This is a genomic window from Alistipes sp. An54 (assembly GCF_002159375.1).
Classification (GTDB): Bacteria; Bacteroidota; Bacteroidia; order Bacteroidales; family Rikenellaceae; genus Alistipes; species Alistipes megaguti.
The window spans coordinates 1-24710 of record NZ_NFIA01000012.1; the positions used below are offsets into that span (position 1 = coordinate 1).

General features: G+C 60.4%; 16 protein-coding genes. 8 read left to right on the top strand and 8 right to left on the bottom strand.

From position 1 onward, the window contains the following. Positions 1-202: 202 nt before the first annotated feature. The 8 genes from B5G09_RS10900 (at position 203) to B5G09_RS10935 (ending at position 11560) form a co-directional block, all read left to right on the top strand. Entirely contained in the window at positions 203-646 is a 444-nt protein-coding gene (locus tag B5G09_RS10900) for a PepSY-like domain-containing protein (protein WP_087310821.1), read from the top strand. A 178-nt stretch (positions 647-824) separates the two neighbouring features. Continuing rightward, on the top strand, positions 825-1349 hold the full coding sequence (locus B5G09_RS10905) for a ferritin (protein ID WP_087310823.1): 525 nt from the start codon (positions 825-827) through the stop codon (positions 1347-1349). Positions 1350-1625: 276 nt separating this feature from the next. Further along, positions 1626-2234, top strand: a complete 609-nt coding sequence (locus tag B5G09_RS10910; RefSeq protein ID WP_087405217.1) for an RNA polymerase sigma-70 factor — start codon at positions 1626-1628, stop codon at positions 2232-2234. Positions 2235-2314: 80 nt separating this feature from the next. Beyond that, positions 2315-3310: a FecR domain-containing protein gene (locus tag B5G09_RS10915; RefSeq protein WP_087405218.1), complete on the top strand. Its 996-nt coding sequence runs from the start codon at positions 2315-2317 to the stop codon at positions 3308-3310. 193 nt (positions 3311-3503) lie between these two features. Next, on the top strand, positions 3504-6869 hold the full coding sequence (locus B5G09_RS10920) for a SusC/RagA family TonB-linked outer membrane protein (RefSeq protein ID WP_087405167.1): 3366 nt from the start codon (positions 3504-3506) through the stop codon (positions 6867-6869). 12 nt (positions 6870-6881) lie between these two features. Continuing rightward, complete coding sequence (locus B5G09_RS10925) at positions 6882-8462, top strand: SusD/RagB family nutrient-binding outer membrane lipoprotein (RefSeq protein ID WP_087405168.1); 1581 nt, start codon at positions 6882-6884, stop codon at positions 8460-8462. 33 nt (positions 8463-8495) lie between these two features. After that, positions 8496-10262 carry a glycoside hydrolase family 18 gene (locus B5G09_RS10930; RefSeq protein ID WP_087405169.1) on the top strand — a complete coding sequence of 589 codons (1767 nt, stop codon included), beginning with the start codon at positions 8496-8498 and terminating at the stop codon, positions 10260-10262. Positions 10263-10348: 86 nt separating this feature from the next. After that, positions 10349-11560, top strand: coding sequence for a DUF1735 and LamG domain-containing protein (locus tag B5G09_RS10935; RefSeq protein ID WP_087310831.1), 1212 nt, complete (start codon positions 10349-10351; stop codon positions 11558-11560). 178 nt (positions 11561-11738) lie between these two features. Here B5G09_RS10935 and B5G09_RS10940 read toward each other — a convergent pair whose 3' ends face one another. The 8 genes from B5G09_RS10940 to B5G09_RS10975 form a co-directional block, all read right to left on the bottom strand. Beyond that, a complete protein-coding gene (locus B5G09_RS10940) occupies positions 11739-12197 on the bottom strand; it encodes a DedA family protein (RefSeq protein WP_087405170.1) in 459 nt (152 codons plus the stop codon). Between the two features lie 138 nt (positions 12198-12335). Next, positions 12336-12749, bottom strand: a complete 414-nt coding sequence (locus B5G09_RS10945) for a secondary thiamine-phosphate synthase enzyme YjbQ (RefSeq protein WP_087310835.1) — start codon at positions 12747-12749, stop codon at positions 12336-12338. 136 nt (positions 12750-12885) lie between these two features. Beyond that, positions 12886-13926, bottom strand: a complete 1041-nt coding sequence (locus B5G09_RS10950; RefSeq protein ID WP_087405171.1) for a nucleoid-associated protein — start codon at positions 13924-13926, stop codon at positions 12886-12888. A gap of 136 nt (positions 13927-14062) precedes the next feature. Beyond that, the gene (locus B5G09_RS10955; RefSeq protein ID WP_087405172.1) at positions 14063-15463 is read right to left on the bottom strand and encodes a BACON domain-containing protein; all 1401 of its coding nucleotides are present in this window, start codon (positions 15461-15463) and stop codon (positions 14063-14065) included. A gap of 21 nt (positions 15464-15484) precedes the next feature. Continuing rightward, positions 15485-17437, bottom strand: a complete 1953-nt coding sequence (locus B5G09_RS10960; protein WP_162608266.1) for a calcineurin-like phosphoesterase family protein — start codon at positions 17435-17437, stop codon at positions 15485-15487. 88 nt (positions 17438-17525) lie between these two features. Continuing rightward, a complete protein-coding gene (locus tag B5G09_RS10965) occupies positions 17526-19622 on the bottom strand; it encodes a DUF5689 domain-containing protein (RefSeq protein WP_087405174.1) in 2097 nt (698 codons plus the stop codon). A gap of 27 nt (positions 19623-19649) precedes the next feature. Beyond that, the gene (locus B5G09_RS10970) at positions 19650-21131 is read right to left on the bottom strand and encodes a SusD/RagB family nutrient-binding outer membrane lipoprotein (protein WP_087310846.1); all 1482 of its coding nucleotides are present in this window, start codon (positions 21129-21131) and stop codon (positions 19650-19652) included. Positions 21132-21142: 11 nt separating this feature from the next. After that, positions 21143-24682 carry a SusC/RagA family TonB-linked outer membrane protein gene (locus B5G09_RS10975; RefSeq protein WP_241147643.1) on the bottom strand — a complete coding sequence of 1180 codons (3540 nt, stop codon included), beginning with the start codon at positions 24680-24682 and terminating at the stop codon, positions 21143-21145. Between the last annotated feature and the right edge of the window lie 28 nt (positions 24683-24710).

A 24710-nucleotide genomic window follows, 5' to 3' on the forward strand; every position in this document is an offset into this window, starting at 1 on the left:
GTTTCTGTTTGCAAAGGCAAAGATAGATAGTTTCCGGTTATTCGCAAAGAAATTCCGGTCATATCATTTTATACCACCATCAGCAGAAACGATACGCGGCATCCGACCTGCAAATCGGATGCCGCAATCGTTTTTCAGATTCGTTTCAGTTTCGCGTTGGAACTTTGCAGCAGGAAATAACGGAAACCGATTACAGACGATTATGAAAAAGTTCACGATTCTTTTGGCCGCCCTGCTGGCCGTATGCACGACCGTTGCGGCTTTGGCCGGCAACGACCGGATGATCTCCGTCGGGGAGCTCCCCGCTTCGTCGCAGCAATTTATCAATACCTATTTCAAGGGGCTCGAAGTCTCCTATGCCAAGGTCGACGAGGAGCTCTTCGACAAGAGTTACAAGGTCCTCTTCGTCGATGGTTCGAAGGTCGAATTCCGGCGGAACGGCGATTGGAAGGAGATCGAGTGCAAGTATGGCGAAGTCCCGGCCGAGATTGTTCCCCGGCCGATCCGGGATTGTGTCTCGACCCGTTTCGCTCAGCGCCGGATCATCAGCCTCGACCGCGATCGCCGCGGTTACGACGTCGAGCTGGACAACGGGCTGGATCTGGAGTTCGACAGCAGCTTCCGCCTGGTCGACATCGACGACTGATCCCCGAAACCAACCTCCGGCAACGATTGCGGCATCCGATTTGCAGGTCGGATGCCGCGTATCGTTTCTGCTGATGGTGGTATAAAATGATATGATCGGAATTTCTTTGCGAATAACCGGAAACTATCTATCTTTGCCTTTGCAAACAGAAACCATACAACCTGAAAACGTTACCGCTATGTTGAGTCAAAAGCTGCACGAGGCGCTCAATGCGCAGATCAATGCCGAGATGTGGTCGGCGTATCTCTATCTTTCGATGTCGGCGGATGCCGAGGCCAAGGGGCTGAAGGGCATTGCCAGTTGGTTTTACGTTCAGTTCCGCGAGGAGCAGGACCACGCCCGGATCATCATGAATTACCTGCTGACGCGCGAAGGCAAGGTGACGCTGCGTCCGATCGAGGCCGTACGGACCGAATGGGCCTCGCCGCTGGAGATGTTCCAGGATACGCTCAAGCATGAAAAGGAGGTGACGGAGATGATCAACCGTCTGGTCTCGATCGCCGCCGAAGACCACGATTACGCCTCGTCGAACATGCTCGTGTGGTTCGTCAACGAGCAGGTCGAGGAGGAGGAGACGGCCCGTGAGATGATCGCCGCCTGCGAAGCGGTCGACGGCAACAAGTTCGGCCTCTACATGCTGGACAAGGAGCTCTCGTCGCGCACCTATGCGCTGGCTGCACCGCTCTCGTCGACCGAGGCCTGACGGCTGTAATGCCGCCTCTCCGGATACGGAGGCCTCTTTCCGGAGCCGTGTTGCCCGGATGATTGTACCGAAAAGGTTTTTGTCATAGTAGAATAGTAGTTGTGAGGTCCGGTCCCGGCGTGTCGGGGCCGGATTTTTTTTTGAGCGCTGGGGTCGCTGGCGGGATCCAGAGGGCGGTGGCGCGGGGCGGCATGTCCCGTTTTTTTTTTGCAAATCACGGATATTATTGTATTTTTGTTCGGCTCCCGATTCTCGGAGATCCCCGGGAGCGCGCAGATGAGAGCTGCCAGCGAAAATACGCAACAGGTGGTCGACATGCAGGACAACCGTACGGTCGTCCGACTGCTCCATGCCGGCGACGAAGCGTGTTTCCATGCGCTCTTCCGGCGCTACTACAAACCCCTGTGCACCTATGCAACCCGCTTCGTGACCATCGACCGGGCCGAAGAGCTGGTGCAGGATACCATGATGTGGCTCTGGGAACACCGCATGACGTTGCTTCCCGAGATGCCGCTCAAGTCGCTGCTCTTCACCATCGTCAAGAACAAGTCGATCAACAGCGCCTCGCGCCATACGGTCCGCAACCGCATCTTCCGCGAACTGGCCCGGGATTGCGAGGAGGAGTTCGACGATCCGGACTTCTACCTCGAGGGCGAACTCATGCGCCGTCTGAACGAGGCCCTGGACAAACTGCCTGCGGAGTTTCGGCAGACGTTCCGCATGCACCGTCTCGAGGGGATGACCCACCGGGAGATCGCCGAGGCCCTCCACGTCTCGCCCCAGACGGTCAACTACCGCATCGGTCAGACCGTCCGCCTGCTGCGCGACGAGCTGCGCGAATACTGGCCTCTGATCGCGCTGGTGCTCGGAAACAGGCTTTCCTGAAAAAAAAGTGAAAAAAATGCGTCTCTCCGTTAGTAACTTTTACCGGCGGATTGTATTACTATGCAGACAAGCAGATGAAAATGGCGGATTTTGAAATCAACGAAGCGACGCTGGCCGCTTATCTGAGCGGAGAACTCGACGCGCAGCAGCGTGCCGCGGTGGAGGCCTGGTACGATGCCTCGCCGGCCAACCGTCGGCGGTTGGGCGAGATCTATCGGCTGCTCTATCTCAACGACCGCATCAACGATACGGCCCGCATCGACGTGGAAAAGGCCTACGGGCTTTGCCGCACGCGGCTCCGCGAACGGGTTCGGCGGATGGTGTGGATCCGCGGTCTGAAGCGTGTGACGGCCGCTGCGGCCGTGGCCGTCGTGCTGCTGGCCGGCGGCTGGATGGCCCGGACCTCCGTCGAGCGGCTGACTCGTCCGGTTGTCGTCTATACCGAACTCGGCGAACGCTCGCAGGCCGTGCTGCCCGACGGCACGAAGGTCTGGCTCAATTCGTCGAGCCGCGTGGAGTATGCCGCCTCGTTCTTCTCGCGCAAGCGCCGCGTGAAGATGGACGGCGAAGCCTACTTCGAGGTGTCGCACGACCGGCATGCTCCGTTCGTCGTCTCGACCAACGGCCTCGATATCCGGGTGCTGGGAACGCGTTTCAATATCCGGAACGATGCGCAGAAGCACCTGATAACCACCGTTCTGCTCGAAGGATCGGTCGAGGCCTCCGTCACGGGGGAGCACCGGCCCGCTCTGCGGCTTCGCCCCTCGCAGCAGCTGCTCTTCCATACCGATACGAAAGACATGCAGCTGTCGGATATCCCGACGGCCGAACGCTCGATCAACTGGATCTACGGCCGCTTCAGCTTCGAACACAATACCCTCGAAGAGATTGTCCGGGAGCTCAACCGCTACTACAATGTCGATATCCGCTTCAAGGACGATGCGCTGCGCGGGCTGCGTTTCTCGGGCGACTTCCAGGTCGAGGACGGCATCTACCACATCATGTCGGTGCTGCAGCTGACCTACAAGTTCAACTACCGGATCGTCGGTGACGACATCGAAATATACGCCAACTGAAGGCCGGCCGGAAACCCCTCCAACCCGGATCCCGGCTCCGGCCCAACCTGACCAAATACCAACCAACCCCGAAAACCTAACTTGAAACCGTAAGACCTCTGCTGCCTATGGAGAACTGACCGACCTGCTCCTGCCCGCGGTAAACCGCGGCGAAAACGACCTGAAAACATTACCAACCTACTTTAACCTTTTTATGAAAACTTTCAACCTTGTTGCAGGCAAGGCGGGGCGGATTGTTGCCCTATGTTTCCGCAGCCTGCTGCTTGTCTCGATGCTTTTGTCGGGATATTCGAGTGCCCGGGCCGCGGCCCAGACGCCGCAATCGGCTCCCCGCGTAAGCCTCGGCGTACGGAATGCCGCCATCATCACGGTATTCCAATCCATTCAACAACAGACCGGCTATTCGTTCGTCTACAACACCTCCGATATCGATACGGAGCGCAAGGTGACCCTCTCGGCGCATGACGAGGTGCTTGAGAGTGTGCTCGACCGCCTCTTTGCGGGGCTCGACATCGCCTACACGCTGCGTGACAAACACATCGTCCTCTCGCGCAAGGCCTCTTCGCCGGCCGCAGCGTCCGCCGCGCACAATGGCGTGAGCGGTACGGTCAAGGATGACAAGGGGATGCCGCTGGTGGGCGCCACCGTCCTGCTGAAGGGGACGACCATCGGTGTGGCGGTCGACCTGGACGGCAACTTCTCGCTGCCGCAGGCCAAGCCGGGCGACGTGCTCGAGATCTCGCTGATCGGCTATACGAAACAGGAGATTCCGGTGACGGGTGCCGTCACGTCGCTGGCCGTGGTCATGCACGAGGACAACGAGGTGCTCGATGCCGTGGTCGTTACGGCCCTCGGTATCAAGCGCAAGGAGAAGTCCCTGACCTACAACGTGCAGGAGGTTGCCGGCTCGATCGTCAACACGGTCAAGGACGCCAACTTCATGAACTCGCTCTCGGGCAAGATCGCCGGTCTGCAGATCAATGCCAGCGCCTCGGGTGCGGGCGGTTCGACGCGCGTGGTGATGCGTGGTGTCAAGTCGCTCAACGGCGACAACAACGCCCTCTATGTCGTCGACGGTATTCCGCTGCCGAGCCTGCGCTCGAAGCAGACCGAGGGTATCTACGAGACCCCCGACGGCGGTGACTACGAGGGTATTGCCAGCATCAACCCCGAGGATATCGAGTCGATGTCGGTGCTGACGGGCGCCACGGCCGCCGCACTCTACGGTTCGCAGGGTGCCAACGGCGTGATCCTGATCACGACCAAGCGTGGTGAAGAGGGGCGCGTGCGGGTGAACTACTCGAACAGCACGACCTTCTCGTCGCCGTTCGTCATGCCGAAGTTCCAGAACACCTACGGCACGGATCTCAACTCGCCGTCGATGAGCTGGGGCGAGAAGCTGGCCACGCCCTCGTCGTACGATCCGAAGGATTTCTTCCAGACGGGATTCGACGAGACCAACGCCATCGGCATCACCGCCGGTACGAAGCGCAACCAGACCTACTTCTCGGCCGCTTCGGTCAACACGCGCGGTATCATCCCCAACAACGTCTACAACCGCTACAACTTCTCGCTGCGCAACACGACGGCTCTGGTCGAAGACAAGCTGACGCTCGATCTGGGCGCTTCGTACATGAAGCAGTACAGCCGCAACCCGCTGATCCAGGGTATCTACCACAACCCGCTGATCGGTGTCTACCTCTTCCCGCGCGGCGACGATATCTCGAAATACCAGCTCTACGAGCGCTACAACCCGAGTCTGGGCTACAGCGAGCAGTTCTGGGGGCTGGAGTTCATCAACGGTGTCGAGAACCCCTACTGGGTGGTCAACCGCGAGATCTTCGAGAACAACATGCAGCGCTATACGTTCAACGCCACGCTGAAGTGGGACCTCTTCGACTGGATGAGCCTGACGGGCCGCGTGCGCACCGACAACATGGTGATGAACTACACGCGCAAGATCTACGCCTCGTCCAACCCGCTCTTCGCCTCGGAGTACGGAAACTACCTGAACCACACGTCGCGTCACAGCAACCTCTACGCCGATGCGCTGCTGTCGATCGACAAGAGCTTCTGGGAGAACGCCTTCTCCGTGCAGTTCAACTTCGGAGCGAGCCTGACCGACGACCGCAACGCCCTGACGGGCTATGAGGGTCACCTGGCCGGCATTGCGAACAAGTTCACCTACAACAATATCGTCTCGAGCGACCTGAACACGCTGCCCATGGAGGAGAACTACCACGACCAGAACCAGGCGATCTATGCCACGCTGCAGCTGGGCTGGAAGGGGATGCTCTACCTCGATGCCACGTTCCGCAACGAGTGGGCCTCGCAGCTGGCCTTCACCGATCAACTGAACATCTTCTATCCTTCGGTGGGTCTGTCGGCCGTCATTTCGTCGATGGCCGATCTCTCGAAGGCCGGCATCTCGTTCCTGAAGGTGCGCGCCTCGTATGCCGAGGTGGGTAACCCCCCGCAGCGCTTCATCACGGGCCCCAACTACGCGATCAAGAACGGCGTGATCACCACCCAGACCTATGCTCCGGCCTCCCACCTGCGTCCCGAGCGCACGAAGTCGTTCGAGGTGGGTATGAACGCCAAGTTCCTCGGCAACAGGATCTGGCTCGACGCCACCTACTACGATACGAACACCTACAACCAGCTGTTCCTCTACGATGCGCCGCCCAGCACGGGTTACAAGCAGTCGTATCTGAACGCCGGAAAGGTCAACAACTGGGGTGTCGAGGCCGTGGCCGGATACAACAACACGTGGGGTGACTTCGCCTGGTCGACGTCGTTCAACTTCTCGCTCAACCGCAACAAGATCCGCGAACTGGTTCCCGAGGGGACGATCGACCCGGTGACGGGTGCCGAAGTGTCGCTCCCGGAGGTGAACATGGACTACGGCGGCTACCGCGTGAAGCTGCGCGCCGGCGGTTCGATCGGTGACTTCTACGTGACGGGTCTGAAGACCGACGACCAGGGTCAGATCTACGTCGATCCCAACGGCGGTACGGTGACGATCGACCCCGATACGTGGATCTACGCCGGCAATACCGATGCCCGCTACCGCATGGGCTGGAACAACCAGTTCTCGTGGAAGGGCATATCGCTCGGCGTGCTGGTCGACGCCCGCATCGGAGGCCGCGGCGTTTCGGTGACGCAGGCCCTGATGGACCGTTTCGGCGTGTCGCAGGCCTCGGCCGATGCCCGCGAGGCGGGAGGTGTCCGCATCTCGGAGAAGCAGACGATCTCCGGCGTCAAGGAGTTCTATGCCAACTCGGGCGACGGCATGGGCATGCTCTCGCGGTATGTCTACGACATGACGAACGTGCGTCTGCGCGAGCTGACGCTGGGGTATGACCTGCCTTCGTCGTGGTTCAACGACAAGCTGCGTGCGACGGTGTCGCTCGTCGGCCGCAACCTCTTCATGTTCTACAACAAGGCGCCGTTCGATCCCGAGGTGACCGCCTCGACGAGCACCTACTACCAGAACCTCGACTTCTTCATGCAGCCGAGCGTGCGGACGATCGGATTCAGCGTACGGCTTCAATTCTAATACCAACCATTCATGAAAACGACTGTGAACAGAATCAAGATATGGGTCGGAGCCGTGGCCGCGATGGCCGTTGCGGCTACCGCCTGCACGAGTGAGTTCGAGAGCTACAACACCGATCCCAACGCCGCCCAGGTGGTGGATCAGGCCTCGCTGATCACCACCATGGAGCTCGATGCCGCCTATCCGACGACGGGCGAAACGACTGTCCCCGTCAACCGCTACCAGACGGGCTGGAACCTGCTGGCCGACCACTATGCCGGCTATATGGCCTGCGCCAACCACTTCGACGGCGGCAGCAACCCGATGGTCTACAACCTGACGGCCAACAACTGGAGCAATACGGTCTTCGAGGTGGCCTTCACGCAGGTGATGCCTGCCTGGCTGATGCTCAAGGCGGGGTATGACGAAGGGCTGCTGAGCGCCCACGCCATGGCCGTGGCCGATATCCTCAAGGTGCTGACGCTGCACCGAGCCAGTGACATGTACGGTCCGCTGCCGGTGCTCCATTTCGGGGAGTCGGTCAGCCCCTACGATTCGCAGGAGACCCTCTATCACCACTTCTTCGAGACGCTCGACCGTTCGATCGAGGCCCTCAAGGCACAGATTGCCGTGGCGCCCGGCGACAAGTCGCTCGAGAAGGTCGATGCCATCTATGCGGGTGATCTGAACAAGTGGCTGCGCTTCGCCAATTCGCTCAAGCTGCGCCTGGCGATCCGTATCCGCTACGTCGAGCCCGACCTCTCGCTGCAGTATGCCCGCGAGGCCATTGATGGCGGGGTGATCACCTCGACGGCCGACAACGCCATGCTGAAGAGCTACCGCCAGATTACGATCAACAACCCGATGGAGATGATCTGGAACTCGTACAACGACGCCCGCATGAGTGCCTCGATGGACTCCTACCTGAACGGTTACGAGGATCCGCGCCGGGCTTCGATGTTCCAGCCCGCGACGATCGACGGAGGCGGTTTCCACGGCGTGCGCAACGGTCTGGGCGCCACCGAGCAGAAGTTCTACACGAAGATGTCGGCCCCGAACATTCAGACCGATACGCCGATGAACTGGCTGCTGGCCTCGGAGGTGGCCTTCCTGAAGGCCGAGTACTGCCTGATGACGAGTGACAATGCGGGGGCGAAGAGCAATTACGAGGAGGGTGTCCGCCTGTCGTTTGCCGAGAACGGACTCTCGGCAAACGAGGCTGCGACCTATCTGGCCAGCGAGAAGACGCCGGCGACCTTCACCGACGTTTCGGAGAACCCGACGAAGTATTCGATCAGCGCCCGCGGCCGGGTGACGGTCAAGTGGCAGGACGACGGCAACGAACTCGAGCGCATCATTACGCAGAAGTGGATCGCCCTCTTCCCGAACGGCATGGAGGCTTGGGCCGAGTTCCGTCGTACGGGCTTCCCGCGGTTGTTCCCGATCGTGGCCAACAGCGAGGATCCGACCATCAGCAAGGAGACGCAGATCCGCCGCATGGTCTTCCCCAAACTCGAGTATTCGAACAATGCCGGAGCGGTCCGTGCGGCCGTGCGGCTGCTCGACGGCCCCGATGCCGGCGGTACGAAACTCTGGTGGGACAACAAGAAATAAGCGACCTTATCCAAGTAAAACAGACTAATCAAGATGAAAAGAGAACTGATTCATATATTGACCGTGATGGCCGGCGCGGCCCTGCTTTTCGCGTGCGAGAAGATGACGACGCCCGAACCGGTCCGTATCCAGTATCCGGACAAGCAGTCGCCCATTCTGCGTGACGACGCCTACTACGCCCGTCTGCGCGCCTACAAGCAGACCGATCACAAACTGGCCTTCGGCTGGTACGGTTCCTGGACGGGAATCGGCGCCTCGGAGCAGAGCCGCCTGCGCAGTGCGCCCGACTCGATGGACATCATCTCGATCTGGAGCCAGTGGCACAGCCTGAGCCCCGAACAGCTCGAGGACAAGGCCTACGTGCAGCAGATCAAGGGGACGCGGGTCGTCTTCTGTATCTCGGCCAAGGACATGCCCGAGGAGTTCAAGGTCAACGGCCAGATCACCGAGGAGGGTATCGTGGCCTACGCCAGGGCCTGGGGCAAGGACTCGATGGACAAGTACCAGTACGACGGTATGGACATCGACTTCGAGACGGCCGTCGACCACCAGGGCCCGATGAACAAGAACCCGGAGAACTTCAAGCGTTTTGCCGAGGAGCTGAGCAAGTATATCGGTCCCAAGTCGGGGACGGGGCGCCTGTTCCTGATCGACGGCAACATCGACAGCAACTGGCTGCCGGCCAACATCGGCGAATTGTGCGACTATGCCGTTTCGCAGGCCTACAACTGCTCCGGCGCCGGCAACCTCCGCAGCCGTACGCAGAGTGCCGCAGGCCGCGGCTGGCGTCCCGAGCAGATCATCTTCACGGAGAACTTCGAGTCGCTGTGGCAGACCGGCGGCACCAGCTACGGCTACAACGGCACGTCGATCCCCTCGCTGCTGGGCATGGCCTACTTCGCCCTCGAGGAGACCTCGGCCGGCTTCGGATCCTACCACATGGAGTATGAGTACGGCAACGCCAGCATGCCCTACAAGTATATCCGCGAGGCGATCCAGATCGCCAATCCCGCGCCGCAGGGCGACTATACGAAGAACCTCCTGACGCTCGACCAGGCCGGTGAGACGACGGTCGAACTGACGCCCTCCCCGTCGGGTGCCACCGAGGCCGTGACCATTCCGCTGTCGGGATCGCTGTCGGCCGTGGCTGCCGGGGAGATGACCCTCCCGCTGATCCTTGACTCCTCGCTTGTCGGGCCCTACAACGAGTACAACTATACGGAATACGAGGCCATTGATCCTGCGAGCGTTACCTTCACGGCACCGCTCCACTTTGCGGCGGGCGAGCGGCACTCCTCCGCGGAGACTCCCGTGCAGATGATCATCACGGGCAAGGGTCTCGAGGCCGGCAAGGAGTATCTGGCCGCCGTGCGCATCGACTGTTCGGGTGTGGAGGGCGTTGCCCCGAATACGGCCCGCGAGGTGCTCTACGTGCGGGTAAGCCTGAAATCCAGGCAGATGGCCAATACGGTCGCGATCTCGGGCTGGACCTTTACGGCCAACGAAAAGGACTACACGACGGCGATGTCCGACGGACAGCTGACCGGCGGATGGACTGCCTTCACGGAGGAGACCCCCGAAATCAAGGTGAAGATCGACCTGGCAGCTCCCCGCACGATTGTCGACTGGCGGATGGGATCCATCGACTCCTCGTTCAAGAATCTGCGCGACATCGAGATGAGCCTCGACGGCCAGAAGTGGGTGGCGCAGGCCTCGGGAACGGTCGAGCTCGCGCTCACGGACGGCACGGGCGCTATCTGCAACTGCGCAGTCCGGTGGAGTGCCGCTACATCCGCATGACCATCGTTCCCTACACGTGGGCCTGCAACATCTGTGAGTTCGAGGCCTATGCACCGAAAAATTAACCGATCAAAACGACTTAAACCATGAAAATGAAACAGATATGGGCCTCTTTGGCACTGGTTGCCGCACTTGCGGGCTGCCAGGAGGCTGCCCAATACGAGCCCGCGATCTACATCACGGAGGCACAGCGTGAGCCGGCGAAGATCGTCACCATCACGCAGGCGGGCGAGAAGGCCACCTTCTCGGTCTCGGCCTCGCAGATTGTCGGCCATGAGACGCACGCGACGCTGCAGGTCTGCCCCGAACTGCTCGAGGCCTACAACTCGCGCTACGGCCGTACGTGCGTGCTGCTCGATGAGAAGCTCTACGATTTCGAGAAGCAGGAGGTGACCATCAAGGCCGGCACCAGCGTCTCGGATGAGGCTGAAATCGTCGTCAAGGAGGCGCTTCAGCCGGGTACGTTCTACTGCCTGCCGATGCGGATCGTGCAGACCGACGGCTCGATGTCGATTCTCGACGCGTCGAGTACACTCTACCTCGTCTTCCGCGCACCGGTTCACGGCAAGGGCGTCTACATCGGTTCGGGCAACAAGTACATCGTGCCGGGCTTCTACGATCAGCGCGGACAAGAGGGTACGCGGGACTTGTCGGCCCTGCCGGAGCTGACGCTCGAGTGCCGGGTCTATGCGAAGAGTTTCCAGAAGAGCGATCCCTACATCTCCTCGATCATGGGTCTCGAAGGAAACGTCTGCATGCGTTTCGGCGATGTGAAGATCGGTTACGACGTGCTTCAGGTCTGCAAGGGCGATTATCAGCCGGCGGCGATCAACGCTCCGTGCGCCACGAACCAGTGGTATCACGTGGCGGCCGTATGGACCCGCAGTTCGCTGCGCGTCTACATCGACGGGCAGTTCATTACCGAGACGACCCACAAGGGCGAAACGGTCGACATTTCGCAGGTTCAGCTGTGGAACGGCCGCGGTATCGGCTTTGGCCTGGGCTGCGCCTCGAACTACAACAGCAACCGTCCGCTCGACGGCTATCTGGCCGAGGCGCGTGTCTGGACCCGGGCACTCTCGGCCAGCGAGATCGCCAACGTGAAGGATCTGGTGATTGCCGATCCGCAGTCGCCCGATCTGCTGGCCTACTGGAAGATGGACGCCAGCGAACCGGCTTCGATGAGCGAATCCTACTCGGGCTGGAACCTGAAGAACAAGGTGGTTGACCAGACCGGTCACGGGTATGATGCCTACGGATTGTCCTCCGATCCGCAGTATCTGGAGGCAACCTGGTAATAACAGGGAGTTTTGGTGCGTTGATTCTGCCGGGATCCGGTATGGAATATTGGGGTCCTCGGGTTCCCGGCGGAACGGCGCTAAAATGAGATCAGAGAGGAGCGGACGGCTTTCGGGCCGTCCGCTTTTTGTGTGTGAGGAGCGTTTTTCTGTGTGAGGAGAGGTGCTCCGCGGATTGTCAGAAGAGGGAGACGACCCCTTCGAACGAGGCCAGGATGACGATGTAGCGCAGCGTCTTGCCCGCGAGCATCGAGCCGGCCGTCAGGTAGATGTTGCTGCGCATGAGCCCCAGCACGATGGCGATGGCTTCGCCGATCGTGGGCAGGAACGAGAAGAAGGCCATCAGTGCACCGCGGCCGGAGAGGAACTTGCGGGCCCGGGCCAGTTGGCGCGTGGAGACCCCGATACGGGTGATCCACTCCGTGCGGCCGAGCGTGCCGATCCAGTAGCAGGTCATGCCTCCGAGGGTGTTGCCCAGCGCGGCGGCCGCAACGCATCCCACCGGATCGAGCCCCATGCGCACCAGTACGACCATTACCGCCTCGGAGCTGAACGGCAGCACGCTTCCGGCGATGAAGGCCGAGAGAAAGAGGCCCCAGTAGCCCCAGTCGATCAGAAATTGGGTGACAGCTTCCATGTGTTCGGTTTTCGACCTTCGTTCGGAAGGCTCTGCGGGGCAAAGATAGGAATTTTTTGATTCCATCCCCTCTTTGGAATCTCCCGTCCTGTTGTGCCGATGTCGCTTTTTCGGGGCCGTTCCTCTTCGGGGGATCGGCTATTCGCCGAGGATCGTGGCCGTGATCTGCCGTCCCGAGGCCCGGTCGCGGAACTCGCAGAGGTAGATCCCCTGCCAGGTCCCCAGCCCGAGACGCCCGTCGATGATCGGGATTGTCAGATCGACTCCCACGAGAGCCGATTTGGCGTGGGCCGGCATGTCGTCGTCTCCCTCGAGCGTATGGGTGTAGTAGCTTTCGCGTTCGCGGACCAGCCGGTTGAAGATGGCTTCGAGATCCTGCCGTACGTCGGGGTCGGCGTTCTCGTTGATCGAAAGCCCCGCCGAGGTGTGGCGGATGAAGAGGTGCAGCAGCCCCGTTGCGGGGAGCTCGGGCAGGTGGCGGCGGATTTCATCCGTCACCAGATGAAAGCCCCGGCCGTGAGGACGGAGCGTGAAGGTGCATTGGCGAATCATGGGTATGGTCGGTTGTCGGTTGTCGGTTGTCGGTTGCGGGGCGGCGGCCGGCGGCGGCCGGCGGCGGTTCGTCGGGACGGATTCCGGCTCGGATGTCTGTGGCGGCGGTTGTCGGCCCGGATACCAGCGGCGGCGGTTACTCCTCCTCCTGGTAGTAGACTTTGTAATATTTGCCCTTTTCGTCCTGACCCTGCTCGATCAGGTCGCGGTTGCCGTGGATGTAGATGTGGAAGTTGCGGTCGAGTTTGATCACGCTCTTGTAGGCCCGGGCCTGCCGCTTGACCGCCGCATCCGAGATGCCGAATTCATCCTCGATGCGGATGTCGCGCTCCTCTTCGTAGGCCTGCTTGAAGCGGGCGAAACTCTCGGCCACCTCCGGCTGGCGGATCACCCGTTCGGAGAAGTCCGACATCGAGAAGTTGTCCTGCTCGCGGAAGTAGTTCATCGTCTCGTTGAGCAGTTCGGCCTGGTCGGCCTTCGAGACGTCGAACTCCCGGGCCAGATGCTTCGTGACGTATTTCTTGCACATGGCCAGGGCATTGTGCGTCTGGTGGTAGCTGTCCTGGCGCTCGCGCACGTGGAGAAAGTCGTCGATCCAGTAGCGGGCTTCGGTGCGGTTGGTGTTGTCGACGATCTGCACGACGAAGCCCTCGTCGCGATCGAGGTTGAAGATCACGGCTCCCTTGTCGAGGTGTTTGATGTCGATACCCTGGTGGGTTGCAAGGCGTACTCCCTGCTCTTCGGGATGGGCGTCGAGGTAGGTGTCGCGCGTCTCGGACTTGAAGAGCCCGACGGCATCGACCGTCTCACCGGCACCGCGGCAGTTACGGAAGCAGACGACATAGAACTCGCCGCCCTTGATCTGGGGCAGCGTGCCGCAGGCGTAGAGGTGGCGGGCCAGATTCACCGAGTTTTCGTAGAGGGTCGAGGGGTCGTCGAAGATCCGCCCGACGAAGTTCCAGACTTCGTTGCACGACAGATCGCTTTCGTGATGGAGGTTGTAGAGGATCTCCTCCTTGAAACCGTCGAGGAAATAGGAGGTCAGCGTGCGCATGAGTTCCTCGTCCGAGGTTTGGGGCGAGAGACCGGGCGAGACGAGCAGCGGTTCGTCCTTCGACTGGTTGCCGACTACGTGTACGGCCAGTGCTTCGATGCGGGTATCTTCGGTGTAGAGCATGTTTTTCGGAATTTTGCGACGTGCAAAGATGCGGATTTTTCACCGTTCGGGCAAATTCCGACGGTGGAAACGGGCTTCCAAAAAGAGCCCCTGCCGCAAAAGACGGCAGGGGCGTGGCTCCGACCGGAGGGGCGCGTTACTCCTCCTTGATGTCCACGAAGGTTGCCTTCACGTTGTCGATGAAGAAACGGTTCAGCTTGTCCTGGATACCCGTGAATTCGATCTGGGTCTCCTTGGTCGCGCCAACGATGTAGAGCGTCATGCTCTCCCATTTGTTGCTCGACGTGAGTTCGTATTCGACCTCCGACTCTCCGTCGATCGTGCCGCTGTTGTGGACCTTGATCATGAAGCGGCCGAGGTCGGTGTTCATGATGCCGACATTGAAGCTCAGCGTGACCGTCACCCGTTTCTCGCCGATGGCTGTCATGGCGGGGCTGGTGAGCCAGCCGCGGCTGCTCGACGTGCTGATCTTGGCGAAGCCCGGATGCTGGTAGACGCGCGTTCCCGACCAGCCGTTATGGTAGGTGGGGCCTCCGTTGTCGGATCCGGGCAGCGTACTGTTGTCCTCGCCCGCCTTGCCGACGCACCAGTCGAAGGTCTCGTCGAAGATCGTATAGGTCTCGTACTCGACGATGTCCTCGACGAAGGTGATGGTCTGACCGCTGCCGTCGCCCTCGGCCAGTTCGATATCGTCGATCCGGTAGTTGCGGGCATTGGCGCCGTGGAAGCGCACGTAGAGCTGCGAAACCCCCTCGGGAAGGTAGAACGGAAGTTCGCTCCGCTCCCAGGCGGCGGCCGTTGAACGCGTATAGGTGAGCTGGGTCCAGTTCTGGCGGTCTTTGCTGATGAAGAGCTGCAGGGCGTCGGGATCGAACGCCGCATCGGAGGTCATGCTGGCGAACGAAAGACGGAAGTTGATGTCGCCCTTCAGATCGATGCCTCCGAGCATGAAGTCGGCATCGTCACTCCCGAAGGTAATGTTGTTGCCGCCCGAAGCTCCGTCGTAGCCCGTCGAGGGTGAACGGCTGTCGACCAGGGCATCCGTACCCCAGTACTGGCAGCGCAGGCTGCCGATGCCCCGATTCTCCCACGCCTCGAACCGGTTGATGGAGAGCTGCGAGGCTCCGTCGCCGAAACGGCCTTCGTAGAAGGTGACCCGACTCTCCGCACCGGACTGCCGGACGGTGAATCGTTTCATTTCGCCCTGCCGGGTTTCGAAAACGAGGACGGCCGTACGTTCGGCCCCGTTGTTCGGGGCCGCCTCGACGACCACCTCCACATCGCCCGATCCGGCCGTCGGGGAGAAGTTGAGCCATTCGGCCTGTGTCTGCGTGCGGATCATCCAGTAGGTGTTCGAACGGACGTCGATGACCGGAGTTTCGCCTTCGGCATCGAGTCCGCGCTTGTTGATGTCGAGCTCCTGCAGTCCGGTCTCCACGAAGTCCTGACGGGGTTCGGGTTCGTCGCTGCAGGCCGTGGCCGCGGACGCTCCGACGAACCACAGCAGGAGATACAGATATGTGCTGAACGTTTTCATGTTGGTCTGTTTTGGATTCGATTACTGGTTGTAGCTGTTGGTCGAGAAACTCTTCGGACGGGACATTACCTCCTTGTAGACGTTGCCGAAACGGTCGGTGACGGTGATCGTCAGCGTGGTGTTGGCGTCGGGCGCCTGAACCGAGAAGAGGTGGATGAGCGGCGTCGAGGCGAAGGACTGCGTATACTCGCCCGCCTCGGAGACGCGCGGCACGTCGTAACTGATCGTATGGAGCGGATCCCGCTGGTAGATCTGATCGACGGGCAGATCCCGTGTTCCGTCGTTGACCTTGATCTCCCAGTCGGCATCCCAGTTCCAGACGTTGATGTAGACGATATTCTCGCCCACGTCCCGGTAGTCGTCGCGCGAGGGGTAGACCTTCAGGAAGTTCACGGCCATCTGGTTGATGCTGAAGTGGCGTTTTACCTGATTCATGTCGTAGGTGAGGAACTGCCGGTCGGCATCGAGTCCGAAACCCTTGTAGCGCCATTTGATCTTCGTACCGTCGATCTCGAAGATGCTGTAGCCGCCCGGCGAACCGTCCCGGCAGACCTGGCCGTTGCCGTATTTGCCCGTCCACCACCACGTCGAGCAGGCTGCCGCCGTGTTGTGCTCCATGATCGAGGGGGAGTAGACCGTGTTGTGGTTGTAGTGGGTGTGCCCCGTGAGGAAGTGGACGTCGGTGAAGCCCTCGAAGCAGTTGAGCAGATTCGTCCGGTCGCTCTCGGCATACATGGCGTTGGTCACCTCCAGGTCGCTGTTGAATCCGAAGATCGGGCAGTGGAGCCCCACCAGAATCGGGGTCTGTTTGTCGACCAGCGCCAGATCCTTGCGCAGCCAGTCGAGCTGTATCTGCGTGAGATAGCTGCGGAACGTCCGGTCGCCGGACACCCCTTCTGCGCCGCCGTTGTTGATGTAGACGTTGTTGTCCAGCGCGATGCAGTGGACCTTCCCGAGGTTGAACGAGTAATAGGTCGGGCCCAGCAGCTCCTTGTAGGCGGCTTCGGCCTTGAAGTCATCGGGACAGTAGGGGTCGTTGTCGTGGTTGCCCGGCAGGTGGAAGAACAGCGAGGGGAGTTCGGCTTCGTTGAGCGTGGTGATGTAGTTCTCGAGGTTGAACTTGTTGGCATACCAGAACTGGTCCCACGACATGTCGCCCAGCACCATCGTGTAGAAGGGCCGTGTGCCGCACGCCTCCATCGAGGCGAGCAGATCGGGCACGACAATCGAATTGTACTGCGTCAGGTCGCTGTTGCGGTTGGCCAGATGGATGTCCGTGGTGACGAAGAGGGTGAAGTTGTCGTTGTCGGTTTCGACGAGTTCGAAGTTGTGCTGTTCGTGTTCGAGCAGCGACCCCGTGAGCGGCTGCCAGAATTGCGGAAGAGAGCCTTCGGCCAGCGGCAGATACCCCGAGGGGATCGTGACGAAGACGTAGCCGTGGTACTTCTCCGACGGAAGCCAGTAGTAGCCGCTCTCGTCGGTGGTGGTCACCTCGACGCCGTCCGAGACTACGGCTCCCTGGATGGCCTTTTCGCCGCAGAAGACGGCTCCGCGGATCGTCATGCCGGGTTTGTCCGGAACGTTCAGGTCGATGCTCTGGCGGAATTTCAGAATGCCCAGCGCCTGTTCCTCGGTACCGCGCACCAGCGTCAGCGTGTATTCGCCCGTTGCGAGATCCCGCGGAACGGCAAACGTGACGTAGGTGGATTCCAGGGCGGAGGTCTCCAGCGGAATCTCTTCGGAGCCGTTGCCGCGCAGGCAGAAGCGGTCGCCGGCCTGGAATCCCTTGCCCTGAATGGTCAGCGTTTCGATGGCCGAGACATAGAAGGTTGTCTCCGGAACGTAGAGGTGGGTGACGAGCTTCTCCTGTTGGAAGGTATCCCCGGCCGTTTCGTCGTTCTGGCACGAGAACACGCACGGCGAGAGCATCAGGCAGCTCAACAGCCAGAGCGTATGGAAGGTATGTTTTTTCATTGCGTCTTGCATTTAGGTTCTTTCGGGTTGAATCCCTCCTCGCCCGGAGTCTCCGTGCGGGCGGCTCCGGAGAGAGGAGAGTGGTGGATTATTTTTGTTCGGTGAGGGCCCAGAAACTGATTCCCGAGTAGCCGCCCGAACTGATGGCCAGACCGTTGGCTCCGGCACGGTGGTTCTCCGTGGCGCGGAAGCGGATGGTGAAACTGCGCTTCGATTTCAGTTCGTCGGGGAGTTTGGCCGTAAACTGCCGCAGATGGAAAGCTCCGCCTTCGTTCCACAGCGGGCTGACGAACTCCTCAATGGGGTGATACTCGTTCAGCGGGGCATCTTCGTTGTCGGCCCATTCGATGCACATCTCCAACGGGCCGTACCAGCTGCTGGCGATCGTGAAGGTCAGCCACAGATCGCCGCCCGAGGGGGCAAAGTCGGTGACGTTGAAGACCCAGGCCTCGCCCTTGTAGTCGGGATCGGTGCTGCCTTCGCGGTTCATCGACGAACCGGTGTGATTCCAGAAGTCACGGGCGAGGATGTAGGGATAGGTGTTCTCCTGGCCGTTTTCGGGCGGGGTGACGGTTTGTTTGCCGTTCGCTCCGACGGTGAGGACTCCCGGGATGTTGCGCGTATGGCTGTAGCCGAGCTCAAGAGCGATGCTCTGTGTTGACTGCAGCCCCTTGAAGGCCGTGGTCTTGATCTCGCCTGAACCGACGACCGGCGTCACCTTCTCCAGCGGGATGGCGTTCCAGTCGAAGGGCCCGAACTGCACGAGCGTACGGGTCAGACGGGTCGATTCGTCGTCGGAACCCTCGATGTCGCCGATCGTGCGGACGCGGAGCGTATTCTCCGTCAGGTTGTTCTTCGTGTATTTCATCACGATGCCCGTGACCGAGCAGGCACCCTGCGGCACGATCCGGTTGTAGCGCTCGAGGAAATAGCTGCGGGTCAGCAGTTTGGTCCAGTTTCCGGTAGCGTCGCGCAGGATGTGCACATAGCGCAGGTGACCGTCCGTGTAGGGCTCGGCCTGGAGGTTGACCGAACCGGCGGACGTCTGGTCGTACTGATCCTCCTGGCTGTTGTAGAGAGTGCCCAGCGGCACGGAGAACTCGACGCTCGGCAGCTTGACCAGCGTGTTCTCGTAGTTGTCGAGCCGGTCGATTGTCACCTCCACCGGCTGGATCGGCTCGCCCGCCGACTGGTCGAAGATGGCATTGGGCGTGAAGGCGGCCAGCTTCGAACCCATCGTCACGGGATCCTGCACGAACTCGGCCTCGTAGAGATGGAGTTTCAGCTTGTCGTTCAGTTTGTAGATGTTATCCTTCGTGTTGGCGAACTCGATCAGAATGCCCTGCCCGCTCTCGTCCTGCACCACCATCTGATTGCTTTCGATATTGAGCAGCGAGGGGTCGCTGACCACGGTGGCCTCCACCCAGAGGTTCTCGGTGATGTGTCCGATGCCGTTGTTGAGGCGCTGCTTGATCTGGGCAATGGTCTGCTGCGTTCCGTTGTAGGGGTCGTGCTCCTGGTCGAACTGCTTGATGATGACGTTGGTGTAGAACTCTTCCAGTCCGGTGCCGAGGGCGAAGAAACGGATCTCGCCGCTTCGTTCGGCGCCGCTGTTGGGCTTCACGCTGACGATCTGGGTGCTGTCCGTGGCCTCGCCGAACTCGATCCACGAGGCGGCTTCACCGACGGCTTCGGCCTTCCAGCCGACGTTCGTCTGCAGGGCGATGTTGAATTCGCTGCCCTGGGCCGAGGCCTTCAGGGTGTTGTTGCCCATGCCGAGGGCGAAGATCACGTCGCCCGATGCCTGGCGGACGGTGAACGATTTGACGGATTTGCCGCCGACCACCACGTTGACCGTGCCGTAACGCGCGAAGGCTTCGGTATTTTCGCCGACGGTGATGGTGAAACGGCCGCTGTTGTGGCCTTCGCGGGGCCAGATGTCGATCCACTCCTCATCCTCGGCGAAGGTGGTCTCGATGGTCCAGTCGCCCATGTTGGTATACATTTCGAAATCCTGCGCGCCGCCCGCACGGTCGTAGGAGATCTCCCGGATCTCTTCGCCGAAGCGTACGTAGGGTTCGTCCGCTGCCGTCTCGTCCTGCGAACAGGCGCTTCCCGAGAGCCCCAGCGCGAAGATCAGCCCCAGGCGCAGCAGAAGATTCGAATGAAATCGTATCGTTTTCATGAAATAGTAGGATTACGTGTGAATGAATCAGTTGTTGACGGCCTTCAGGCTCCACCATACGGGAATGCGCATGTTGTCGCCGCCCATCTGCTCGACCGCTTCGGCATAGTGCTCGCTGTTGGTCTGCTGCGAACGCTGGGGATACATCAGACGGGTCGGAAGCACGCCGTTGTTGTCGGTGCCCGTACCGATGATCAGCTCCGGATAACCCGTCCGGCGGTAGTCGGCCCACGCCTCGTAGCCGCACCAGAACTGGGCGATGTACTTTTGCTCCATGATCTGCTTCAGGGTGTTGTTGTAGGTCGTCTTCTGGAGGTACTGCTCCTTCTGGAGCTCGTTGATGTGCACCGACGAGGGGTTGATGCTGTCCCAGTAGTCGATCGAGGCGAGGATGCCCTGTTCGTAGTAGCGCTGGGCCTGGATCTCGCCGCCCTTGATCATGCCGCGGTAGGTGGCTTCGGCCAGGATGAAGAGCACCTCGTCGTAGCGCATGAAGCAGTAGGGCGAGGTGTAGTCGCCCAGAATGGCCTTGTTGAGGGTGGCGCTGCCGTTGTTGATGGTCTCCGTGGTGGGGTAACCGCTCGGCAGACCCTGCCACGTGTCGCCCTGCAGCACGGCGTAGAGCGGCAGCCGCGGGTCGCCCAGTTCGTTGAGCAGGTTGATGAAGTATTCGGCCATCACCCGCACGTTCGACGAGAAGTTCTTCTCGGTATATTTGCCGAAGCGGTTGATGTTGGGCGAGATGTTCGTGTAGACGTACATGGCGTTGTCGCTGTTGTCCGTGAAGATCGGGTAGGTCGACGGATTGTTCAGCATCGCCTGCATCTTCTGCGAGACCTGCATCTCCTCGTCGCGGTTGCTCAGACGCATCAGCAGCCGCAGGTGGAGCGAATTGGTGAATTTGCGCCATTTGCTCAGGTCGCCGCCGTAGAGGAGATCCTTGTTGGGACTTTGCAGGGGTTTGTTGACGTTGTAGAGCGAGTTGGCCCGTTCGAGATCCTCGAGCAGCTGTGTATAGATCTCCTGTTGCGTGTCGTAGCGGGGCTGGGTGATGGCTACCGTGTCACGCCCCTTGTAGGCTTCGCTGAAGGGGATGCTGCCGAACAGGTCGGTCTGGTTCGAAACCATCAGCGCCCGCATGGTCAGGGCGATGGCTTCGCAGTTGGGCTCGTTCTTCAGGATGGCCAGACGCCGCATGTGGTCGGCATTGGCCGCCTGACGCGAAAGGTAGCTCCAGGGTGTCTGTACGAAGGCGTCGCGGATGATGTAGCGATGGATGTTCTCGGCCTGCAGGCTGACGGTGTACTGCATCAGCTCGCCGTTGAGCTGCCAGGTGCCGTACATCAGGCCGTCGGCTGCCGAGAAGAGCAGTTGTTCCATCATGCCCTCCGGATGGATCTGCCACATTTCGATGCTGTTGGGGTCCGTGTTGTATTCGTCGAACAGGTGTTCGCAACCGGAAACCAGCGTCGCGGCGATGACCAGGGCGAGATATTTGATTTTTTTCATGGTTCAGCGTATTAGAAGTTCAGTTTCAGGTTCAGACCGTAGGTGCGGGTCAACGGATAGGCGCCGGCCTCGATACCCCGGTTGATGGAGGAGCCGACCATGTATCCGGCTTCGGGATCGTAGATCGGGAAGTTGGTCCAGCAGAAGAGGTTCGTGGCATAGAAGGCCAGCGAGGCGCTCTGGACGATCTTCAGCTTCTCGCAGATCCGTTTCGGAAGGGTGTACTCGAGGCGCAGCTCCTTGAACTTGAGGAAGGAGGTGTCGAAGGTGTTGTTTTCGGCATTCTCGCGGGCGTAGACATAGGTGCTGTAGTAGTCGACGATATCCTTGGTGATGGTCGTGTTCCGGCGGTAGGTTCCGTCGTCGTTGAGGTTGACGCCCTCGTGGATCAGACCGGCGTAACGGCCCGGCAGCGAGTTCTTCAGCTTGCCCTGGTAGGCCAGTGCGAAGTGGGTGACCGAGTAGGCGTTGCCTCCCCACTGTCCGGTGAAGGTGAGCGAGAGCTTGAGGTTCTTGTATGACAACGTATGGGTCATGCCGGCCTTCCAGTCGGGGTAGATGCTGCCCAGATCGAGCAGCGGGTCCTCCGTGCCGGTGAGGACCGGAGCACCGCTCGCGGCGTCGACGATGACCTGTCCCGAGCAGTCGATCTTCGCGCCGTTCTCGTCGACGTAGAAGGCGCCCTGCGGAGCCCGTTTGTAGCCGCGGCCGTAGAGCCGGCCCAGCTCCGTTCCCGGATAGGCGTTGATGTAGATGTTGCCGCTGACGTTCATGTTCGAGTTCATCTGCCAGACCTCCACGCCCGGGGCGAGGCTGACGAGTCGGTTCCAGTTCTTGCTCCAGTTGAGGTTGATCTCCCAGCGGGTGTCCTTCGTCCGGATGGGGACGATGCGCGTGGAGAGTTCGACACCCTCGTTGCGCACTTCGCCGGCATTGATAAGTTTGCTGGTGGCGCCGGTGACCTGGTCGACGGGTACACCGATGATCTGGTCGGTGGTGCTCGAGTGGTAGTAGGTGGCGTCGAAGGACCAGATGTTGTCGAAGAGGTGCACTTCGGTACCCACTTCGAAGCTCTCGACGTTTTCGGGTTTGATGTCGGGATTCTGAATGGTGCTCGAGAGGTAGTAGGCGCTGGCGAAATTGCTCGACGAGTAGACGTGGTTCAGGCTGTAGGGCGAGGTGTCGTTGCCGACGTTGGCCCACGATCCCCGGATCTTGAGCATGTTGATCCACGGCGCGCTGTCCCCGAGGTTGAGCAGCCGATCGAGCAGGATGCTGGTGCTCACCGAGGGGTAGAAGTAGGAGTTGTTGCCGCGAGCCAGGGCACTCGACCAGTCGTTGCGGCCGGTGATGTCCAGGAAGATCATGTCACGCCACGAGAGGTTGACCAGTCCGTAGAAACTGTTGACCGACTTGTTGCTGCGGCGCACGTAGGAGAGCGGCGTCGACCGCGAGTTGTTGATTTTGTAGATGTTGTACTCCTGCAGACCGTCCTTGGCCGTCAGCTGTACGTTCTGGTAGTTGTAGACCATGTTGTTGCCGCCGAATGAGGCCGTGAGGTCGAAGTCGCCGAAGCGGCGCTTGTAGGTGAGCAGAAAGTCGTTGTTCATCTCGTAGTTGCGCACAGTCTGCTCCTTGTAGTAGCCGTACTTGTAGCCGTACGAGTACCAGGGTTTCTGCTGGGTGCGGAAGTCGTTGTAGAAGTCGACACCCGAACGCAGGTCGAGCGTGAGGTTCTTGTGCAGGTTGAGCGTCAGGGCGACGTTGCCGTAGACGCGGTCACGATCCAGCGTGTTGAGCTGCTGGTAGAGCTGCATGTAGACGTTGTCGGCGTACGAGGAGTTGATGAGCAGATACTCCGTACCGGCTTCGTACATCTGGCGGATCCGGTCGTTGTAGTACTCCCGGGCGTAGGAATCCACGCCGATGACCGTCGGATTCCACAGCAGCGTATAGAGCGGTGCGGCGGGGTTGTAACCCGACATGGGGAGGTTGTCGCTGTTTTTGCGGTAGTAGGTCACCTTGCCCTTGAGCGAGATGAAGCGGTTGAGCTTGGAACTGACCGAGAAGCTGATGTTCTGGCTGTTGTATCCCGTGTTGGGAACGATCCAGTTGTTGCGCGAGTCGCGGATCGAGAGGCGGACCGACGTGCCGTTGCCGTTGCTGCCCTCGACCGATACGCTGTTATTGTAGGTGATGCCGGTCTGGAAGAGTCCCTTGTACCAGTTGTCGTTGTATTGCCAGGGGAGTTTGTGGTATTTGCCGGTCTCCCAGTCGCGTGATTCGTACTGGTAGAACATCTGACCCTCGAATTTCGGTCCGAAGCCCATGCGCGAATAGATGCGCGTCGGGGCTTCGATGCCGTCTTCGGCATCCTCGGCCCGGACGGTCCAGTAGTTGTAATACCGCTGCTGGATGACGTTGGTGAGGTTGCCGTTTCCGGCACCGTATTCGGTCTGGAAGTCGGGCCAGTAGCCGGCACGCTCGAAGGTGAACGACGAGTTGAACGAAACGCCGATGCCCTTGGTCGTGCGGCCCGATTTGGTGGTGATGATGATGGCGCCGTTGGCGGCCCGCGATCCGTAGAGGGCCGTAGCGGCCGGACCCTTGAGTACCGATACCGATTCGATGTCCTCGGGGTTGAGGTCGCTGGCGCCGTTGCCGTAGTCGATCGGGGCGTCGGTGTCGAAGGTCTGCGAGGCAGAGCTGCTGGCGGTCATGTCGCTGCTGATCGGAATGCCGTCCACGACAAAGAGCGCCGTGTTTTTGTCGTGCGAGAGCGAACCTTCGCCGCGCAGCGTCACGCGCAGCGAGCCGCCGGGTCCCGATGAGGTGCCTTCGAGGTTCAGACCAGCGACCTTGCCCGAGAGCGAATTGAGCCAGTTGCTCGAGACGGTGGTGTTCAGCGCTTCGTTGTCGACCTTCGAGACGGCGTAACCGAGCGACTGCTCCTGACGGGTGATGCCGAGGGCCGTGACCACGACATCCTGAATGGCTGTCGACGAGGCGCGCATCGTCACGTTGACGATCGACCGCGTGGGCGAGACGGGAATCTGCTGCAGGTCGTACCCGATGAAGGAGAAGAGCAGCACGGGTGAACGGTCGCTCTCACGGACGGTGATGCGGTAGGAACCGTCGGCATTGGAGGTGGTGCCGCGCGTGGTGCCCTGCAGCAGGATGGTGGCTCCGACGATCGGGGAGCCCTGTTCGTCGGAGATCTTTCCCGAGACGGTCCAGGTCTGTTCCTGCTTCATGGTGGCACGGTCGGCCAGGAAGATCTTCCGGTCGGCGATGCGGTACGAGATGCGTGTTCCGGCGAAGAGTTCGGTGAGAACCTCCTTCAGATCGGCGTTGGTCTTGCGGATCGAGACGTTGCGTGTGACGTCGACCACCTCGGGGCTGAAGGCGAACGTATAGTGCGTCTGGCGGGAGATCTCGTCCAGAACCCGTTCAAGCCGGGTTTGCGAGAAGATCAACGTGACTTTCTGGGCCCACAGGTTCGTCGTCGACGAAAACACGAAAAAGACAATCAGGAAAGCGATCCGGGCCAATGGGTATTTTTTTGACCCGACTTCCCCC

Bases quoted from the DNA above. Each gene is read 5' to 3' on its own strand.
- B5G09_RS10900 (WP_087310821.1), top strand. From the start codon at position 203: ATGAAAAAGTTCACGATTCTTTTGGCCGCCCTGCTGGCCGTATGCACG.
- B5G09_RS10905 (WP_087310823.1), top strand. From the start codon at position 825: ATGTTGAGTCAAAAGCTGCACGAGGCGCTCAATGCGCAGATCAATGCC.
- B5G09_RS10910 (WP_087405217.1), top strand. From the start codon at position 1,626: ATGAGAGCTGCCAGCGAAAATACGCAACAGGTGGTCGACATGCAGGAC.
- B5G09_RS10915 (WP_087405218.1), top strand. From the start codon at position 2,315: ATGGCGGATTTTGAAATCAACGAAGCGACGCTGGCCGCTTATCTGAGC.
- B5G09_RS10920 (WP_087405167.1), top strand. From the start codon at position 3,504: ATGAAAACTTTCAACCTTGTTGCAGGCAAGGCGGGGCGGATTGTTGCC.
- B5G09_RS10925 (WP_087405168.1), top strand. From the start codon at position 6,882: ATGAAAACGACTGTGAACAGAATCAAGATATGGGTCGGAGCCGTGGCC.
- B5G09_RS10930 (WP_087405169.1), top strand. From the start codon at position 8,496: ATGAAAAGAGAACTGATTCATATATTGACCGTGATGGCCGGCGCGGCC.
- B5G09_RS10935 (WP_087310831.1), top strand. From the start codon at position 10,349: ATGAAAATGAAACAGATATGGGCCTCTTTGGCACTGGTTGCCGCACTT.
- B5G09_RS10940 (WP_087405170.1), bottom strand. From the start codon at position 12,197: ATGGAAGCTGTCACCCAATTTCTGATCGACTGGGGCTACTGGGGCCTC.
- B5G09_RS10945 (WP_087310835.1), bottom strand. From the start codon at position 12,749: ATGATTCGCCAATGCACCTTCACGCTCCGTCCTCACGGCCGGGGCTTT.
- B5G09_RS10950 (WP_087405171.1), bottom strand. From the start codon at position 13,926: ATGCTCTACACCGAAGATACCCGCATCGAAGCACTGGCCGTACACGTA.
- B5G09_RS10955 (WP_087405172.1), bottom strand. From the start codon at position 15,463: ATGAAAACGTTCAGCACATATCTGTATCTCCTGCTGTGGTTCGTCGGA.
- B5G09_RS10960 (WP_162608266.1), bottom strand. From the start codon at position 17,437: ATGAAAAAACATACCTTCCATACGCTCTGGCTGTTGAGCTGCCTGATG.
- B5G09_RS10965 (WP_087405174.1), bottom strand. From the start codon at position 19,622: ATGAAAACGATACGATTTCATTCGAATCTTCTGCTGCGCCTGGGGCTG.
- B5G09_RS10970 (WP_087310846.1), bottom strand. From the start codon at position 21,131: ATGAAAAAAATCAAATATCTCGCCCTGGTCATCGCCGCGACGCTGGTT.